Below are 17,950 nucleotides of genomic sequence, written 5' to 3'. Positions count from 1 at the left end.
GCTTTTTAATATTAGAATTTTCCTGACTGTATCTCTAAGAAAAATTCTTTTACACCTTTTCAATATGCAGTATTTGCTCTATCGCTTCTTTTAACAAATTCTTTGTCTCTTCAAAGTTATGATTCTTCTTTTCCTCCGGTTGCACCGTATAAAACTCAGCAAACGAACGCTCTTTATATCTTGGTACGACATGCATATGGTAATGTGTTAACTCGTTAAATACTCCACCATTTTGACAAACTGTAATTCCATCTGGTTTATATAATGCCTTAATCGCTTTTGCAATCAGCTTAGAAGCATCCATAATTGATCTTGCTACAACGTCATCTAATTCTTCTACTTCTACAACATGTTGCTTTGGCACAATTAAAGTATGTCCTGGGTAGAAAGGCGCATGATCTAAAAAGCAAGTTACATAATCATCTTCATATACTTTATATATTTTTTCCTCTTCGTTTGCTAATTTACAACCTAAACAGTCCACTACACTTTCCCCTCTTTCTAAAAACATAAAAACGTGAGAATACGGCTCTCACGTTTTTATGTTTCATTTTATTAGTTCAATTGTTTCCGTAACCTTTATACTATCTTTTACAGATTGAACAATCGTACAATTTTTCACTGCAAGCTGCAATGCTTTGTCCAACTGCTCTTCTGTAATGTTTTCCGCTTTAATTTTATATTGCAAATGAACACTTTCAACTGGTTTGGATAAAGCTTCACTTCTACCAATTTCAGTTTCGATCGTAAACGTATCGTATGTAATACGTTTCTTTTCTAAAATTGTTCGAAAGACAATTGCACTACATCCTGCGATAGAAGAAACGAGTAATTGTAACGGTGAATACCCGTTTTCTTTTCCAATCGCTAATTGAGCGTACGATAAATCTGCCTTTATATCATCGTGTTTGATTGTTAGTTTCATTTGTTTTGTCCATCTCCACTTTCATCGGTTTCTGCTGTTTCTTACTCATATAATAATAATATATATAGCAGAAAATGATAAATGGAATACCGCAGTATAACGCCATTCTTTGTTCAGGAATAAACGCTAAACTAATAACAACGATGCTATTTGTAATTAAAGCTAAAATTGGAACAATCGGATATAGTGGTGTTCTATACTTTAAGTCCTCTAACTTTCCTCCGCCTTTTATATACTGACTTCTAAAGCGAAGTTGCGATAGAGCAATAATGATCCAACTTGAAACAGCCGATAAACCAGCTATCGATAATAAGTACATGTATACTGTATCTTCTGCAAGGAAACTTGTGAATAGGGATAATCCAGCTACCGCAATCGTTACGACTAGCGCTGTAATTGGAATACCACGTTTATTTACTTTCTTGAAAGAAGTTGGTGCCATTCCTTCATTTGCAAGTGACCATAATATACGTGTCGCTGCATATAATCCAGAGTTCGCTACAGATAATAACGCAGTAATAATAACAAAGTTCATAATATCAGCTGCATATGGAATACCGATTTTATCAAATACAACTACGAATGGACTTTCAATTACGCCTGCTTCCTTCCAAGAAATTAATCCTACTAAAATTGTCATTGTTAAAATGAAGAATAACATAATGCGCCATACTGTATTACGGATCGCACGTGGAATTGTTTTTTCTGGATTTTCACTTTCTCCCGCTGCAATCCCGATTAACTCTGTTCCTTGGAACGAGAAGTTAACTGTAATCATTGTAAGTAATACGGCAGCTATTCCATTCGGGAAAAGTCCACCATCGCTTACAAAGTTAGAGAAAAGAGGTGCTGCTTCTTTTCCGTCATATGATATAAATCCTAATAATGCACTACCACCAAGAACAACAAATGCAAGGATTGTAATTACTTTAATACTAGAAAACCAAAATTCTAATTCAGCGTAGCTTTTCGCTGAGATAGCATTTGACGCATATAGAATAACGCCGAATACAAGGCACCATACCCAAACATCAACATTTGGAAACCATCTTTTCATCATTAAACCTATTGACGTTAATTCTAGACCCACTGTTACTGCCCAGCCGAGCCAGTATAACCAACCAATCATAAAGCCTGTTCCTGGTCCAATAAACTTCGTTGCATACTTTTGGAAAGATCCCGAAACCGGCATTGCTACCGTTAACTCTCCAAGACAAAGCATTGTTAAATACATAATAAATCCGCCTACTAAATATGAAAGGATGGCCCCCCCTGGTCCAGCCTGATTAATGGTGTAACCCGAACCTAAGAAAAAACCAGTTCCAATTACACCACCAAGTGCGATCATAAATAAATGTCTACTCTTCATCGTACGATGTAATTTCTCATTCGTTGGTTGCTGCATCTAAATCCTCCCCCTACAAATACCCCTATATCTTGTTAAAATTTTCTGATAATAAAAATATACACGAAAGCGATTACATTTTCTATATAAAATTAAAACTTTTCTGATAAAATAATATAAAAAATCTAATTATAGCTAGATTTAGATTCTATTTAGAGGAAAATAAGGAGAAACAAGGAAAAACCCTTACATATATTGTAAGGGTTAACGAAGTTCTAATCTTCTGGATAAAATTGATAAACTATAATTTACGATAAAGTACATACAAGCTACTACCATAAACGTTGGAATCATATAATTCACATTTTGTCCGCTAATAATTTGAGCATTATGCATAAGCTCTGGCAGTGATATAACAACTGCTAATGCTGTATCTTTCAGCAATGAAATAAATTGACTGACAAGCGGTGGAACCATTCTCCTTAATGCTTGTGGTAAAATGATATGCCAAAGCGCTTGCACATACGTTAATCCTGAAGATCTTGCAGCCTCAATTTGTCCTTTTTCAATCGATAATAGACCACTTCGAACAATTTCAGATATCATTGCTGCTTCAAATATTGTTAAAGCAACAATTACAGCTGTTATAATTTCTAATTTCAAGCCTGCTTCTGGTAGTGCAAAATACGTGAAAAATATAATCAAAAGTAGTGGTAAATTTCGAATTACTTCAACGATAATTCCTAATACTTGTGAGACGACAGGTATTTTCATGTAGCGCAATATCCCTATTACACTACCAATAATAAAGCTAAGTACAATTGCTACGAGCGCTACCTCTAACGTTATAAGTAATCCTTTTAATAAAAATAGAATATGATCCCCTGTAATTGCTCCCTTAAAATCCATTTACACCGCCTCCTTTGCTAAGCGTTTTTCTAAATAACGCACTAGCATACTGAGCGGAATTGTTAATATTAAATAAAACATCCCGACAAATATATATACATCAAACGTAACAAACGTCTTCGTTGAAATTAAATCTCCTTGATACATTAAATCAGCACCAGCAATAATTCCAAGTATTGAGGAGTTTTTAACTAAATTGAGAAACTGGTTTCCTAAAGGGGGAATTACAATTTTCATAGCTTGAGGTAAAACGACATGGTACATTGCTTGCGTATAAGTCAATCCTGAGGAACGTGCTGCTTCCATCTGACCTTTCTCGACTGATAGAATACCAGCGCGAATAACTTCCGCAATAAACGCTGCTGTATATACGGTAAGCGTAACTGTTCCTGCTACAAAACCATTTAAAGTAATTCCTATTACAGGTAACGCGAAATAAAATATAAATGCAATTAATACGAGTGGAATATTTCTTACAAACTCTACAAAAGCTGAACCTACCCAATTTAAAATACGAATCGGTGCGATGCGCATTACTGCCAAAATTACTCCTAAAATAAAACTGCCTATCAATGCAATTACACTAGACATAACTGTATATTTAAATCCTTCTAAATACATATCAATGTTATTCGTTAATATAGAAAAATCAGGCACATATTCTCCCCTCTTTCTTTACAAGAAGAGGATGAGCACTCTCATCCTCTCACTTTTACTATTTATCAAGAAAAATAAAGTTTCACTTTACTTCTCTTGTTTTTGACCGATCCATTTTTCATACAATTTATCGTATTCCCCGCTCGCCTTCATATCTTTTAGTAAGTTATTAATCTCTTTCGTTAAATCGTCTGCACCTTTTTGCACTGCAATTCCGTACGGTTCATCTGTAAAAATTTTTCCTACTACTTCATAATTAGAATCTTGTTTTGCCATTCCGTAAAGGATTGCATTATCTGTCGTTAACACATCACCTTTACCTGCCTTTAACGCTGTAAATGCCTCACTATAATTTTCAAATTCTAATACAGTCGCTTCTGGTGACTTTTGACGAATGTTATTTGTAGATGTTGATCCTTTTACAGCTAATACTTTAACGCCTTGTTTTATATCATCGATGCTCTTAATATTGCTTCCTTTTTTCACAAGTAACGATTGTCCGGCTTTAAAATATACATCTGAGAAATCCACTTCTTTTTTGCGCTCTTCCGTAATTGTCATTGTCGCAATAATTGCATCAATATCACCATTTTTCAGCATTGGAATACGTGTTTTAGACGTTACTTCTTTCAGCTCTAGCTTCTTTTCATCTCCAAGAATTTTTTTCGCAAGTGCCTTCGCAACATCAACATCGAATCCTTCTACTTGCCCTGTTGAAGGATTTTTTAATCCAAATAAATTCGTATCATTCTTCACCCCGACTACTAATTTTCCTCGTTTCTTAATTTGCTCAACAGCCCCGCCTTGCTTCGTATTTGTTTCCTTTGCCTCATCTTTCTTACTTCCGCATCCAGCAACAACAAGCACGAATAAACATGAAAATACGATTAAAGTAAATAACTTTTTCATTTTAAGCATGGAATTCCTCCTCTAATGATTTAGCACCCGACTTAAAAATAAACGAGCTCTTTCTTGTTCAGGATTTGCAAAAAATTGCGCCGGTGTCGTATCTTCAATAATTTGACCATCATCCATAAATAAAATCCGATCTGCTACTTCTCGCGCAAATCCCATTTCATGCGTGACAACGACCATTGTCATCCCTTCTTTAGCTAGCGTTTTCATAACATCAAGTACTTCCCCGATCATCTCCGGATCAAGAGCAGACGTAGGCTCATCGAACAGCATAATTTCCGGCTGCATCGCAAGTCCTCTAGCAATTGCTACTCTTTGCTGTTGTCCTCCGGATAATTGATGTGGATATACATTAGCCTTCTCCGGGATTCCTACTTTCTCTAAATAAAACATTGCTGTTTTCTCTGCTTCTTCTTTGGAAACTTTATTTACTTTAATCGGTGCTAGTGTAATATTTTGCAGAACTGTTTTATGTGGGTATAAATAAAAATGTTGAAAGACCATCCCAATATTTCGCCGCAATTCATTCATGTCCGTCTTTTTATTGTGTACCTCTGTATTTTGTACAATTAATCCTCCATCTGTAATTGCCTCTAATTGATTTATACATCGAAGCAATGTACTTTTTCCTGATCCTGAAGGCCCGACAACTACTACCACTTCTCCTTTTTTCACTTGCACATTAATATTTTTCAAAACTTGAAAATTACCATAATATTTATTTACATTACGAAATTCTATCAACATACTCCCCCTTCCCCTAACAACGCATGTACATTCTTTTTATATTCAAAAATAGTCCCAAAAATAACTTTCAGCTTCAATTTGTCCATAAAAAAGCAAAGGGTTTCCCCTTTGCTTCTTCATTTCTATTCTATTAAGATACTTCTTCTTTCTTATCTTTCCCGTATTCATGCTCCCAAAAATCAGCATTTTTAATTCCTAATGGCTGCGGATCGAATACTGGATCTTTTCCTTCTTTTTTCTGTTTTTCATAATCCTTTAATGCGACTAATGCAGGTTTTTGTAATAATAAAATCGCAATGATATTTACCCATGCCATAATTCCTACACCGATATCACCTAAAGCCCACGCCGTTGCTGCTGTTTTAATACAACCGTAGAATACAGCTCCTAAAAAAACAAATTTTAGTACAATAGACAACCAAGGACGGTCTTTATCACGATTTAAGTACGCGATATTCGTTTCTGCAATGTAGTAATACGCCATAATTGTTGTAAACGCGAAGAATAATAACGAGATTGCAACGAAACCGTTTCCAAATCCAGGAAAAACAGATTCTACCGCCGCCTGTGTATATCCTGGTCCTGGCTGAGCGCCATTTAATTTATTAACGATAAAGTTTTTTCCGCTTGCATCAAATACGTTATACATGCCTGTAATAATCATCATAAATGCTGTTGCTGAACAAACAAATAATGTATCAATGTAAACGGAAAATGCTTGCACTAAACCTTGCTTAGCTGGATGTGATACTTCAGCTGCTGCTGCTGCATGTGGTCCAGTTCCTTGCCCTGCTTCATTGGAATAAATACCTCGTTTTACTCCCCAAGAAATTGCTAAACCGATAATACCACCGAAAGCCGCTTCTAATGCAAAAGCACTTCTTATAATTAGCATAAATGCTTCTGGCAACTTTTCAATATTCATAGCAACAATAACGCAAGCTACTAAAATATAACCAACTGCCATAAACGGTACGACAACTTGTGCAACGTTAACAATTCGCTTTACTCCACCGAAGATGATAATAGCTAGTACAACAACTAATAAAGCCCCTGATACGGTGGTGTTAATTCCAAAAGCTGTTTCTAAACTTACAGCAATACTATTTGCCTGCACACCTGGCAGTAAAAGCCCCGTTGCAAGAATTGTCGCTGCAACGAATACTAATGCATACCATTTCACACCTAAACCTTTTTCAATGTAATAAGCAGGTCCACCACGAAACTGTCCTTGATGTTTCGTCTTATATATTTGCGCTAATGTAGATTCTATATAAGCTGATCCTGCTCCTAAAAAGGCCACTGCCCACATCCAAAATACAGCTCCTGGTCCACCGAAGGCAACCGCTGTTGCTACCCCAGCTATATTCCCCGTCCCAACGCGTCCTGATAACGAAAGTGCTAACGCTTGAAATGAAGAAACACCAGCCTCTGATTTTTCACCTTGAAATGTCAGCTTCACCATTTCTCCTACATGCCTTACTTGTAAAAACCTCGTTCGAATGGAAAAATATAAACCTACTCCTAAACATAAATAAACAAGTGCTGGACTCCAAACAATATTATTTAACCAATTCACGAAAGCTTCCAACATTCCCCCTCCTTCTTTATAAAGAATATTCAGAATATATATAAAATTATAAGTGTATACTGAATCTAGGACAATATTATTTTAATAAAGTAAACATATTTTTGTATAAAAAAACAAAGTATATATTTGTTTTATATACTTTGTTTCGAACTAAATGTATTATATATTCACAATTGCTTCTCTTTTTATAATTCTTTCATATAGCTCTTCTGATAATTCTCGGAAGTTATCTGGCATACCTTTCCCCTTAAACTTCTTTTGAAGTGTACCGTATAAACCAACATCACGTAGACGTAAAAACAACGGTAACGATTCATACCAACTATCCGCCAGTCTGTGCTCATGCTCATAGCCTTTTCGTAACACTTGTAGCTGTTTACGAGCAAAGTCTGTCTTCTCTTCCGCTGTCCATGGTGTAAATAGAATAGAGTAATAGAGAACCATCGCTAAATCATGTATAAAGTAATTATAAGCCGCATCATCAAAATCAAAGATTGTTAGCTCTTTACCATCATAATGAAAATTACCGGGATGGATATCACCGTGCATAAGACCGAACGTTTCTCTTTCAACTGGAAGGGCCTTAATCTCATCCATTAATACCGCTGCAATCTGTTTCACTTGATCATCTTCTAATTCATTAACAATTCCACTTTCGTCTTCTTCCCACGTATCACGATAGTCTGTTTTAGGATAGCTCATTGTTAGGCGATGCAGTTGTCCAATCGCTTTTCCCCATGCTTCAAAATAATCATCTCCCCAATAAGGCGATCCTTCCCCTTTTACTTGCTCACCTTTTGCATATGTAAATAAAGAAGCAAAAAAGAAAGTGCTATCTTCCGCTCCAATTTCTTCTACAAGATTTTGAGAAGTTGAGTTAAGAGGTCCTGCTACCTTTGCCCCATGCTCCGCAACATATCGTAAAAAATCTAGTTCAGCTTCAACTTCTTTTTTAGAGCGATGCGAAGAATGCGTTAAACGTAATACATAGTCCTCATCATTATCTCCCTTCGCCTTAAAAATATAATTTTCAAAATCTCCAAGCGGCTTCTCTTCCACTGTTACATGAAATGCCTTTGCCGCTCTTCTTAAGATCTCTTTCGTAAAAACACGTTCTACAGCTATTTCCATATGTATCCCTCCTATATATCTTCTTAATTCGACACAAATGTGAGAAGTACTGCTATGAAATTGAATAATGCACAAAAGACAATATAACGTAACTTTCAATTCTCTTTTAAAAAAATAATTCAAGCATAAATTTCTCACAAACGACAAAAATTAACAGAAACAGTTGCACTTTAAAAGAGGTGGAAATTATGACAGAGAGAAAAGAACAACAAGAGAGTAAAAAACAAAAACATATGTTTCCATCACTTCCTGAGAACATTAATTACATTGAAAATAAACTTTCTCATTCTGATGATATAAAAAAATTAGATATCCCTTTTCAAAACGGAAAAGGGATAATCTTATATATCGAATCTTTAGCAGATCCAAATCTAATTCATCAATTAGTTCTTGAACCATTATTAACGCGGTCGGATTTATCTTTAGATAAAGCTTTTTCTACATTAAATATGAAAAAAGAAACGAATTTAAATTATGGTGTGCAGCTTTTATTACAAGGTAAATCTTTATATTTTCATGAACATGTCGAAAGCTTTTGCATTTTTGAAACGGCTCTATCTTTAAAGAGAGATATAACAGAGCCTGATAATGAAGGTATTGTACGTGGACCGCATACTGGTTTTGTAGAAGATTTAGCAACGAATTTAGCCTCTATTCGTAAACTCATTAAGAGTCCAAATGTAGTTGTTAAATATTTTACACTCGGTGAAGAAATGCACACGAAAGTAGCTATTGCTTATATGCAAAACATAGCTAATGACGATTTAGTTACAGAAGTAAAAAGAAGGTTAGAAACGATTAAGACAGATGCACTTATGCCTCCAGGATATATACAAGAATTTATAGAGGATACGTCTTTCTCACCATTTCCACAGCAGTTAAATACAGAGCGTCCAGATAGAGTCGCAGCAAATTTAATGGAAGGACGAGTTGCTATTTTATCTGATGGAGATCCAACAGCACTTATCGTTCCTGTTACGTTATTTGCTTTCTATCAATCACCAGACGATTATAATAACCGCTGGATCGTCGGTTCTTTCGTCCGAATGATTCGCTTAGTTAGTTTCTTGATTGCCTTTCTCTTACCAGCTATATATATCGCAACCGTCGCTTTTCATCCTGATGTGTTGCCACTTGAACTCGTTTACACAATTAAAGCTTCTTTAGAAAAAGTGCCTCTTCCTCCTATTTTTGAAGCTCTCTTAATGGAATTAATCTTTGAATTATTACGGGAAGCTGGTATTCGCTTGCCAAGCCGAGTTGGACAAACAATCGGTATTGTAGGTGGTTTAGTAATTGGTGATGCGATTGTAAAAGCCGGACTCGTTTCTTACACAATGATTATCGTTGTAGCTTTAACTGCAATCTCATCTTTTCTCGTTCCATCAAATGATATGAGTTCAGCAGTTCGGATTCTTCGTTTTCCGTTAATGCTCCTTGCTGCTATATTCGGATATGTAGGCATCTCATTTGGTCTAATTATAACTTTCGTTCACTTATGCCAACTACATTCATTTCATACACCATATCTTTCTCCTGTTGCCCCGATGCGGATAAAAGATATGAAAGATTCTTTTGTAAGACTTCCAATGTGGTCGTTTTGGGAACGACCACATGATCCAAAACCGAAAAAAATGCAACGACAACATGTAACGAGAGAGGATGAGGACGGTGACAAACACGCAAAGTAAAATTTCACTTGTTCAATTTACCTTTTTCGTTATTCAATGCCAAATTGGGGTCGGTATACTCTCTCTACCTAACCGTCTTCATCCGATAGCGAAAGGCGGCGGATGGATTTCTGCTCTCATAGCTGGTCTTGCAATTCAACTTATCATTTTACTTATGTGGCTTTTCTTAAAACGATTTCCTGATGCGGATATGTATGAAAGTGTTTGTATGCTATTTGGTAATAAGTTTGGAAAACTATTAGGTTTTGCTTATGTTTTTTATTTTACCCTTATTGGTATGACCGTTATGTTAAACGCTTGTAATGTCATTAAAGTATGGGTTTTGCAAGCAACCCCTTGGTCTGCAATTCTCATACTATTTACAATAGCTTGCTGCTATGTAGCCTATAATACATTTAAAGTAATTGTAAGGTTTTATGTGATGGCCTCTATTCTCATTTTGCCCATGGCTCTTTTAATTGCACTAGGGTTTTCACGAGCTGATTTTTCTTATATTTTTCCAATCACAGAAGCCGGATGGTGGAATATTATTCAAGCATCTAGGGAAACCATTACAGCTATGTATGGTTTTGAAATTATTCTTATCGCTTTCCCAAAAGTAAACGGGAGTTCTGTGGCAAAACTAAAGGCAATTTCTATCGCTAATGGATTTGTAACCCTTTTTTATACTTTCACTGTTTGGATTTGCTTTATCGTATTTAGTCCAAAGCAAATTGAGCTTATTCCAGAGCCAGTTGCTTACTTATTGCGCTCCTTACATATCGGGATTATAGACCGTACTGATTTACTATTCATACCAATATGGATGATAACAGTTGTGGCTTCTATTGCTAGTTATTATTGTGCTGCTTCAATCGGAATTGGACATATATTCAATCTTGCTAATCATAAAAAAGCTGTTCCAATAGTTGGTATTATTGCCTTTAGTGTAGCCGTATTTATCGATACACCCGAAGAATTAAAAGTAATTGCAACTTTCACTGATAAGTTCACCTATATTTTCATCGTTGTCCTTCCTCTTTTATTTCTACTTTATTCAGTGATAAGAAATAAGAAAGGAGAGCAGTATGTTCAAAAAAAGAGTTAAATTACTTTTTTTATTATGTACTAGTGCATTCCTTTCTGGCTGTTGGGATCAAGAACCATTAAGAGAAGCGAGATTAGCTTATAGCATTGGATATGATATTACGGAAGAAAATAAACTTCAACAAACGCTTGAACTTGTAAAAAGTTCAAGCGGAGAACAATCTTCATTCGAGAATGAAGTACATTCAGCAACTGGATATAACATAAGGGATACAAGTGATGCCCTAAAAAAAAATGTAACTGGGCATATCCGCTATTTCAAATATGGCGTTCAATTACTTGGAACCAAAATTCTAAAGAAAGGTATACTACCCTATTTAGATGTCAGCTTTCGGGACCCAACAAACCCAACTGCTTTAGTAAAACTTATTGCAGTAGATGGTGAAACATCCGAGATACTCAAAAAAAAGAAAGTAGGAAATTTATTAATTGGAGATTTTTTAAAGAAAAAAGTAAAAAGCTTAGAAGATATGAGTGTGTTTCCGAAAGAAACTTTAGAAACAGCTGCTACAAAAATGTTAGATCCAGGTAAAGATTTTACCCTCCCCTCTATAAAAATAAAAGAAAAAGAAGTTATTACAGACGGATTATCTTTATTTAATAAAGACAAATTAACTGGGCATTTACCTTTGAAACAATCTGTTTTATTCGTGTTATTAACTGGAAAAATGGGAACAAGTGCCCGTATCACCCAAAAACTTACTAGCGATGAATCAGAGACGACATCTGATTATTTAACGATGGAAATTAGCAATCGGAAATTAAAACGAGACTTAAAAATAACAACAGATAAAAAAGGAAATGTTTATGCTCACATTAAGCTTCAACTAAAAGTTATAGCGCTTGAGGCTCCAAGAGATAATCTTTATAAAATGTGGGAACGAAAAAAACTAAATAAAGAATTATCAAAGCAACTTACGAAAGAAGCGAAACAAATAACAAAAAAGCTACAAAAAGCAAACTGTGATGCTTTCGGTATCGGCAGACACCTTATCGCTTATCACCCTGAGTTATGGAGGAAAAAAAATTGGGATAAAGATTATGCAAAAGTAAAGTTTAAACCTGAAGTAGAAGTAAGCATTTTGTATAGTGGTGTCTTAAAATAAAAGGTTGTATGCCCATGCGGCATACAACCTTTTTATTTCGTATATCGATACACAATTGATTCATATGGTCTTAAGTTAAGTTTTGCAATATCCTTGCTGGCATCTTTATAATTCGACAGTAGTACTTCTTGTTTCATTCCATCTAATTGAACGTGCGCTGGTACAGAGTACGTTATTTCTTCTCCATAGAAGTTATTTATAACAAGTAGTACTTCACTTTCTGTAGTACGAGTATATGCCCAAATTTTAGGATCATTTTTATCCAAAATAGCATATTCTCCTTCTGTAATTACATCATACGTTTTTCTAAGTTCTATTAACTTTTTATAATGATAAAATACAGACTCTTTATCTTCTAATGCCTTCTCTACGTTTATTTCTGTAAAGTTTTCAGCCACTGAAATCCAAGGTGTACTTGTTGTAAAACCACTGTTCATCTCTTCATTCCACTGCATCGGAGTACGAGAGTTGTCACGAGATTTTTGTTTTAAAATCCCGATAATCTCTTCTTTTGATAATCCTTCTTCTCGCTTGATATCGTATATATTTAACGATTCCACATCGCGATATTGCTCGATGGACTCGAATTTAGGATTCGTCATACCGATTTCTTCGCCTTGATAAATGTAAGGTGTTCCTTGCAACATATGCATAGCTGTCGCTAACATTTTCGCAGATTCATTTCGGTACTTTCTATCATCACCGAAGCGTGACACTATGCGAGGTTGGTCATGATTACACCAAAATAACGCATTCCATCCTCCGCCCTTTTGCATTTCAATTTGCCAGTTAGACATAATCTCTTTTAATTTAATAAAATCAAACTCTGCTTTCGTCCACTTATCACCATTCGGATAATCTACTTTTAAATGATGGAAACTAAACGTCATGCTCAGTTCATTACGCTCAGGATTAGAATATTTAATACAATTATCAATTGTCGTAGATGACATTTCTCCAACTGTAATTACATCTTTTCCTGCAAAAACTTTTCGGTTCATCTCTTGTAAATATTCATGAACACGCGGACCATCTGTATAATACTTGCGTCCATCACTTGTCGCAGTATTACCTTCATCGTTTAAGAAACATTGGTCTTTTGAAATTAAGTTAATGACATCTAATCGGAATCCTGTTACCCCTTTATCCAGCCAAAAACGCATCATATCATATACTTCTTCGCGAAGTTGTTCATTTTCCCAATTTAAATCAGCTTGTGTTTCATCAAATAAATGTAAATAATATTGCTCCGTCTTCTCATCATATTTCCAAGCAGATCCACCAAACTTAGACTGCCAATTATTTTTTTCATCACGCCAAATATAGTAATTACGATATGGACTATTTTTATCTTCCTTCGCTTCTTTAAACCACTTATGTTCAGTCGAACTATGATTTACAACAATATCAAGCATAATTTCAATGTTACGTACTTTCGCTTCTGCTAAAAGTTCCTCAAACTCTTCCATCGTTCCGTAAGATGGATCAATGCTGTAGTAATCACTTACATCATATCCATTATCATTTTGTGGTGATTGGTATATCGGTGTTAACCAAATATAATCCACTCCGAGTTCTTTTAAATAATCTAGTTTCTCTGTAACCCCTTTTATATCACCGGTTTCTTTATTGTAATAGCTATTAAAGCTCTTCGGATAAATTTGATAGACTACACTTTTATGCCAATCCTTCATGTTTAACTTCCTCCTACTTCTGTTTGACTCTTTTTGCAAATAACCATGTTAAAGTAAATGGGATTACAACTGCAATAATCATTCCTACAATAAACATTGGAATCGATTTCGGAATGATAGAAATAAATGCTGGCAATCCGCCAATTCCGATAGCAGGTGCTAATACACCATTTAATGTAATGAATATCGCTGCCACAGCAGACCCTATAATCGCTGCATAGAACGGGAACTTATTTCGTAAATTCACACCAAACATCGCTGGTTCTGTAATACCGAAGTATGCTGAAATGGCTGATGTTGATGCCATACTTTTATCATTTTGATTTTTAGAAATCCAGAACATTGCAAGTGCCGCACTACCTTGCGCAATGTTAGAAAGAGCAATCATTGGCCAAATGAATGTGCCACCGTGCTGTGCAATCAATTGTAAATCAATTGCAATAAACATATGATGCATACCTGTAATTACAAGCGGTGCATATAATGCTCCAAACAATACTGCTCCAACTACTGGTACTGTTTCATATACACCTACTAATCCTACTGTTAATAAATCTCCAATATGACGTGTAACCGGACCGATAATTCCTAATGCTAACACACCTGTCACAACGATTGTTGTAATTGGTACAACTAATAATTGAATTGCATTTGGTACATGTTTCTTTAAGAAAATTTCCACTTTACTTAATACAAAAGCTGCTACTAAAACAGGTAAAATTTGTCCTTGATATCCTACCTTCTCAATTTGGAACAGTCCTAAAATATTGAAGTACTCAATCTTTTGACCCTCTAAACCAGTCGCTGCTTTTCCATAGTCCCAAGCGTTTAATAAGGCCGGGTGCACAAGCATTAATCCCATAACAATCCCTAGTATTGGACTACCACCAAAACGCTTCGTTGCTGACCACCCGACAAGTGCTGGTAAGAATACGAATGCTGTATTGGCCATCATATTAATTAAATCCCAAAGCCCGCCTAAGTTCGGATAAACATCTAATAAATTTTTCCCATCAAAAAATAAGTCCTTTGCCCCTAATAGATTGTTAATACCCATTAGTAAACCAGCTGTTACGATCGCTGGTAATATCGGCATAAATACATCCGAAAATATTTTCACAAACTTTTGAGCTGGATTTAACTTCTGATTTCCAGAATCTTTTACGTCAGCTACAGTCGATTCTTCCATACCTGCAAGCGTTATCAATTCAGCGTAAACACGATCTACATCCCCTGGACCAATTACAACTTGAAATATACCAGCGTTATGAAACGCTCCTTTCACTAATGAAACAGACTGTAATTTATCATTATCTATTTTACTTTCATCTTTTAAAGCGATACGGAGCCTCGTCACACAATGTGCAGCTTGTTCAATATTGTCTTTCCCACCAATATACTGCAACACTTCCTCTGCTGTTTTACGATAGTCTTTCCCCATATTCCCGTCCCTCTTTTCTTTTTTTGATACCGTTTACAATTACATATTAACTCGTATATATAAGTTAGTCAACACTCGTATATACGAGTTTGTGTTTTTTTTTTATAAAAAAAGAGATGAAACAATATTTTGTTCCACCTCTTTACTTCCTGCGTGCCACATCCGAAAAGTGAAAAATATCTAAACGGTGGCGTGATTCTGTGTATTCAAACTGACTTCCATCATACAAATGTGTAAAGTTTTTCACAACGACAACATAGTCTGTTCCATTTAAATCTAAATACTTTCTGTCATCCTCTGTACACGGCTGTACTTCAATTACCCTCTGCGAATAACTAATATGTAGCCCAAGCTCTTTCTCAATGTATTTATAAATCGATGCAGTTGCAATTTCTTTCGTTAATCCTGGAATAAACTCAGATACAAAATGATTTATATCTAAAATTACTTTTTCTCCATCAATATTTCGTACACGTTTAATATGATCAATCTCTGTTTTTTCTTTTACATTTAATAATTTCGCAATTTCTTTTGTGGCTTTTTCTTTGTCCATTTCCACAACTTCCGTAATACAATGACGTCCTAAACGTTCATTTTCTTCTTGGAAACTTACAATACCGCCAAAATTAAATTCAATATTTTTTCGCTTTAAAACAAAAACACCTTTTCCATGAATTTTTTGCACATATCCACGCTCTTGCAGTAAATCTACAGCTTTTCTTACCGTGCCTCGGCTTGCCTCATACTGCTTCATTAATTCTGTTTCTGATGGGATTTTGCATCCCTCTTTTAATTGTTTATTATCAATAGATTTACTGATTTCTGTATAAATTTGTTCATACTTACTCATCATCTACAATAGCCCCTTGTCACCTTCTAATTCTATATGTATTATAACATGCTTCACTCTTCTGCCAATCTCTCACTTATTTTCCAGTACAAGAAAAATATAGGTAAATATTTAATCTTTAAAACGTATTTTTATAAAAATTTTTATATTTTTCTTTTCATTCAAAAAAACATGTAGTATACTAACTTCAAAATCAGAGGAGAAAGGGAGCAAAGAACTATGCTTACTTATACAACAACTGTAGTTTCATTTGCACAAAAACATCATCATCATACGTAACCCTTGAAACCTAGCGGAAAAATTACGCGTAGGTACAAGGGTTATTCCCGTTGTACCTACGCTTTGGCGAAAGAGCCATGTAGGTATTTTTTTATCTACATGGCTCTTTTTTTATTGTCAAAAAGCTAGTAAAAAATGATGTTTAAGCAAAACTTACTACAAAGGAGTTAACAAAAATGGAAACGAAAAAATGGGGATTATGGGTTTTAACAGCATTTGTTATCGGGAATATGGTTGGCGGTGGCGTATTTATGCTTCCAGCAAATTTAGCACAAGTATCAGGGCCAATGGGTTCTACACTCGCATGGAGTATTACAGGCCTTGGCGTATTTATGATTGCACTTGTATTTGGAAATTTAGCGATTCGGAAACCAGAATTAAAAGCTGGACCACAAAGCTACGCTCAAGCGATGTTTCCTTCAAAAAAAGCTGGTAAAGTTGCGGGATATAGTATGGCATGGGGATATTGGGCTGCTAACTGGGCTGCAACAGCATCTGTTATTATTTCCTTTGCTGGATATTTATCAACATTCTTTCCAGTTTTACAAAGTAAGCAAATTCTTTTTTCAATAAACGGATTTTCACTAGAACTCGGAAAAGGATTAACTTTCCTCGTATGTAGCCTTATGCTGTGGGGAATTCAATATATTCTTTCTCAAAATATTGATCGAGCTGGAAATATGAATCTACTTGCTACCATTGCAAAAATTATCGGATTTACAATGTTTATTGTAATTACATTATTCATTTTCAATGCCTCTAATTTCGGAGACGGTCAAACCTTTATGAATGAAGCAGGACAATCCATCTCGTTAGGTGGACAAATCAATTCAGCTGCTATTGCAACACTCTGGGCATTTATCGGTATTGAATCAGCAGTTATGCTTTCTAATCGTGCAAAATCACAGCGCGATGTAAAAAAAGCTACGATTTTCGGATTAATTATCGCTCTTCTTATTTACATGTCAATTACTTTACTTACAATGGGAGCTCTTCCGCAAGATGCTTTAAAAGAGTCTCAAAAACCATTAGTAGACGCATTAAATTTAGCAATTGGAAATAAAGGCGCATATATCATGGCTTTACTCGCTCTTATATCTTTATTTGGATCTACAGTTGGTTGGATTGTTGTTAGTTCAGAAGTACCTTACCAGGCAGCAAAGAATGGACTTTTCCCTAAGTTTTTCGGGAAAACAAATAAAAAAGGTAGTCCTTCAAAATCATTATTGATTACAAATGTAATGACGCAAATTTTCTTATTTTCAACGATTTCTGGTACTGTTTCAGAAGCGTATAGTTTCGCTATTGTCGTAGCAACATTAGCCTATTTAATTCCATACCTAGTTTCTACTCTGTACCAATTCAAACTGGTTATTACAGGAGAAACGTATGATATAATGCCTGGTTCTCGAATAAAGGACGGGATCATCACTACATTAGCATTTGTATACTCAATTTGGGTTATCAAAACGGGAACTGCTGATTTAAAAACGTTCTTCTTAGGAATTGGATTGTTCGTATTAGGTCTTATTCTTTATCCAGTACTAATGAAAGACTCACAAAAAACGGATTAAATAAAGAGA

The 17,950-nt window shown here is 35.2% G+C and carries 16 protein-coding genes; 4 read left to right on the top strand and 12 right to left on the bottom strand.

Going from position 1 to position 17,950, the window contains the following annotated elements; genetic code table 11:
• Nucleotides 1-49: 49 nt before the first annotated feature.
• From MR160_RS07840 to MR160_RS07800, 9 genes are all read right to left on the bottom strand, one after another.
• Nucleotides 50-484: an HIT family protein gene (locus tag MR160_RS07840; RefSeq protein WP_000340518.1), complete on the bottom strand. Its 435-nt coding sequence runs from the start codon at nucleotides 482-484 to the stop codon at nucleotides 50-52.
• A 63-nt stretch (nucleotides 485-547) separates the two neighbouring features.
• On the bottom strand, nucleotides 548-925 hold the full coding sequence (locus MR160_RS07835; protein WP_000778854.1) for an OsmC family protein: 378 nt from the start codon (nucleotides 923-925) through the stop codon (nucleotides 548-550).
• A complete protein-coding gene (locus tag MR160_RS07830; RefSeq protein ID WP_242297194.1) occupies nucleotides 900-2,330 on the bottom strand; it encodes an amino acid permease in 1,431 nt (476 codons plus the stop codon). The genes MR160_RS07835 and MR160_RS07830 overlap by 26 nt, the downstream gene beginning before the upstream one ends.
• A 204-nt stretch (nucleotides 2,331-2,534) precedes the next feature.
• Nucleotides 2,535-3,179, bottom strand: coding sequence for an amino acid ABC transporter permease (locus tag MR160_RS07825; RefSeq protein ID WP_000345975.1), 645 nt, complete (start codon nucleotides 3,177-3,179; stop codon nucleotides 2,535-2,537).
• Nucleotides 3,180-3,836, bottom strand: a complete 657-nt coding sequence (locus MR160_RS07820; protein WP_001112685.1) for an amino acid ABC transporter permease — start codon at nucleotides 3,834-3,836, stop codon at nucleotides 3,180-3,182.
• 87 nt (nucleotides 3,837-3,923) lie between these two features.
• Nucleotides 3,924-4,754 (bottom strand): glutamine ABC transporter substrate-binding protein GlnH, encoded by an 831-nt coding sequence (gene glnH, locus MR160_RS07815; RefSeq protein WP_000916489.1) that lies wholly within the window; start codon nucleotides 4,752-4,754, stop codon nucleotides 3,924-3,926.
• A 12-nt stretch (nucleotides 4,755-4,766) separates the two neighbouring features.
• Entirely contained in the window at nucleotides 4,767-5,495 is a 729-nt protein-coding gene (locus tag MR160_RS07810) for an amino acid ABC transporter ATP-binding protein (protein ID WP_002083770.1), read from the bottom strand.
• Between the two features lie 133 nt (nucleotides 5,496-5,628).
• On the bottom strand, nucleotides 5,629-7,089 hold the full coding sequence (locus MR160_RS07805) for an alanine/glycine:cation symporter family protein (RefSeq protein ID WP_000387172.1): 1,461 nt from the start codon (nucleotides 7,087-7,089) through the stop codon (nucleotides 5,629-5,631).
• Nucleotides 7,090-7,248: 159 nt separating this feature from the next.
• A complete protein-coding gene (locus tag MR160_RS07800; RefSeq protein WP_242297193.1) occupies nucleotides 7,249-8,220 on the bottom strand; it encodes a phosphotransferase enzyme family protein in 972 nt (323 codons plus the stop codon).
• A gap of 188 nt (nucleotides 8,221-8,408) precedes the next feature.
• Here MR160_RS07800 and gerKA point away from each other — a divergent pair, with 188 nt between their 5' ends.
• The 3 genes from gerKA to MR160_RS07785 are packed head-to-tail and all read left to right on the top strand — an operon-like array spanning nucleotide 8,409 to nucleotide 12,103.
• Nucleotides 8,409-9,911 carry a spore germination protein GerKA gene (gerKA, locus tag MR160_RS07795; protein ID WP_044783725.1) on the top strand — a complete coding sequence of 501 codons (1,503 nt, stop codon included), beginning with the start codon at nucleotides 8,409-8,411 and terminating at the stop codon, nucleotides 9,909-9,911.
• A complete protein-coding gene (locus tag MR160_RS07790; protein WP_098832767.1) occupies nucleotides 9,892-10,998 on the top strand; it encodes a GerAB/ArcD/ProY family transporter in 1,107 nt (368 codons plus the stop codon). The genes gerKA and MR160_RS07790 overlap by 20 nt, the downstream gene beginning before the upstream one ends.
• Nucleotides 10,979-12,103, top strand: coding sequence for a Ger(x)C family spore germination protein (locus tag MR160_RS07785; protein ID WP_242297191.1), 1,125 nt, complete (start codon nucleotides 10,979-10,981; stop codon nucleotides 12,101-12,103). The genes MR160_RS07790 and MR160_RS07785 overlap by 20 nt, the downstream gene beginning before the upstream one ends.
• A gap of 32 nt (nucleotides 12,104-12,135) precedes the next feature.
• Here the strand turns inward: MR160_RS07785 and treC are convergent, their stop codons facing one another.
• The 3 genes from treC to treR form a co-directional block, all read right to left on the bottom strand.
• A complete protein-coding gene (treC, locus tag MR160_RS07780) occupies nucleotides 12,136-13,797 on the bottom strand; it encodes an alpha,alpha-phosphotrehalase (protein WP_000656109.1) in 1,662 nt (553 codons plus the stop codon).
• 13 nt (nucleotides 13,798-13,810) lie between these two features.
• Nucleotides 13,811-15,238 carry a PTS system trehalose-specific EIIBC component gene (gene treP / locus MR160_RS07775; protein WP_000513939.1) on the bottom strand — a complete coding sequence of 476 codons (1,428 nt, stop codon included), beginning with the start codon at nucleotides 15,236-15,238 and terminating at the stop codon, nucleotides 13,811-13,813.
• A 142-nt stretch (nucleotides 15,239-15,380) separates the two neighbouring features.
• Nucleotides 15,381-16,091 (bottom strand): trehalose operon repressor, encoded by a 711-nt coding sequence (treR, locus tag MR160_RS07770; RefSeq protein WP_000987242.1) that lies wholly within the window; start codon nucleotides 16,089-16,091, stop codon nucleotides 15,381-15,383.
• 452 nt (nucleotides 16,092-16,543) lie between these two features.
• Here treR and MR160_RS07765 point away from each other — a divergent pair, with 452 nt between their 5' ends.
• Nucleotides 16,544-17,941 carry an amino acid permease gene (locus tag MR160_RS07765; protein ID WP_000448446.1) on the top strand — a complete coding sequence of 466 codons (1,398 nt, stop codon included), beginning with the start codon at nucleotides 16,544-16,546 and terminating at the stop codon, nucleotides 17,939-17,941.
• The last annotated feature ends 9 nt before the right edge of the window (nucleotides 17,942-17,950 follow it).

Source organism: Bacillus cereus group sp. BfR-BA-01382, from assembly GCF_022663475.1.
Taxonomy (GTDB): domain Bacteria; phylum Bacillota; class Bacilli; order Bacillales; family Bacillaceae_G; genus Bacillus_A; species Bacillus_A thuringiensis_S.
This window is presented reverse-complemented; position numbering and strand designations above follow the sequence as displayed.

Coding starts and splice junctions, on each gene's coding strand:
- MR160_RS07835 (WP_000778854.1), bottom strand. CDS start 925: ATGAAACTAACAATCAAACACGATGATATAAAGGCAGATTTATCGTAC.
- MR160_RS07830 (WP_242297194.1), bottom strand. CDS start 2,330: ATGCAGCAACCAACGAATGAGAAATTACATCGTACGATGAAGAGTAGA.
- MR160_RS07825 (WP_000345975.1), bottom strand. CDS start 3,179: ATGGATTTTAAGGGAGCAATTACAGGGGATCATATTCTATTTTTATTA.
- glnH (WP_000916489.1), bottom strand. CDS start 4,754: ATGCTTAAAATGAAAAAGTTATTTACTTTAATCGTATTTTCATGTTTA.
- MR160_RS07800 (WP_242297193.1), bottom strand. CDS start 8,220: ATGGAAATAGCTGTAGAACGTGTTTTTACGAAAGAGATCTTAAGAAGA.
- gerKA (WP_044783725.1), top strand. CDS start 8,409: ATGACAGAGAGAAAAGAACAACAAGAGAGTAAAAAACAAAAACATATG.
- MR160_RS07785 (WP_242297191.1), top strand. CDS start 10,979: ATGTTCAAAAAAAGAGTTAAATTACTTTTTTTATTATGTACTAGTGCA.
- treC (WP_000656109.1), bottom strand. CDS start 13,797: ATGAAGGATTGGCATAAAAGTGTAGTCTATCAAATTTATCCGAAGAGC.
- treP (WP_000513939.1), bottom strand. CDS start 15,238: ATGGGGAAAGACTATCGTAAAACAGCAGAGGAAGTGTTGCAGTATATT.
- treR (WP_000987242.1), bottom strand. CDS start 16,091: ATGATGAGTAAGTATGAACAAATTTATACAGAAATCAGTAAATCTATT.
- MR160_RS07765 (WP_000448446.1), top strand. CDS start 16,544: ATGGAAACGAAAAAATGGGGATTATGGGTTTTAACAGCATTTGTTATC.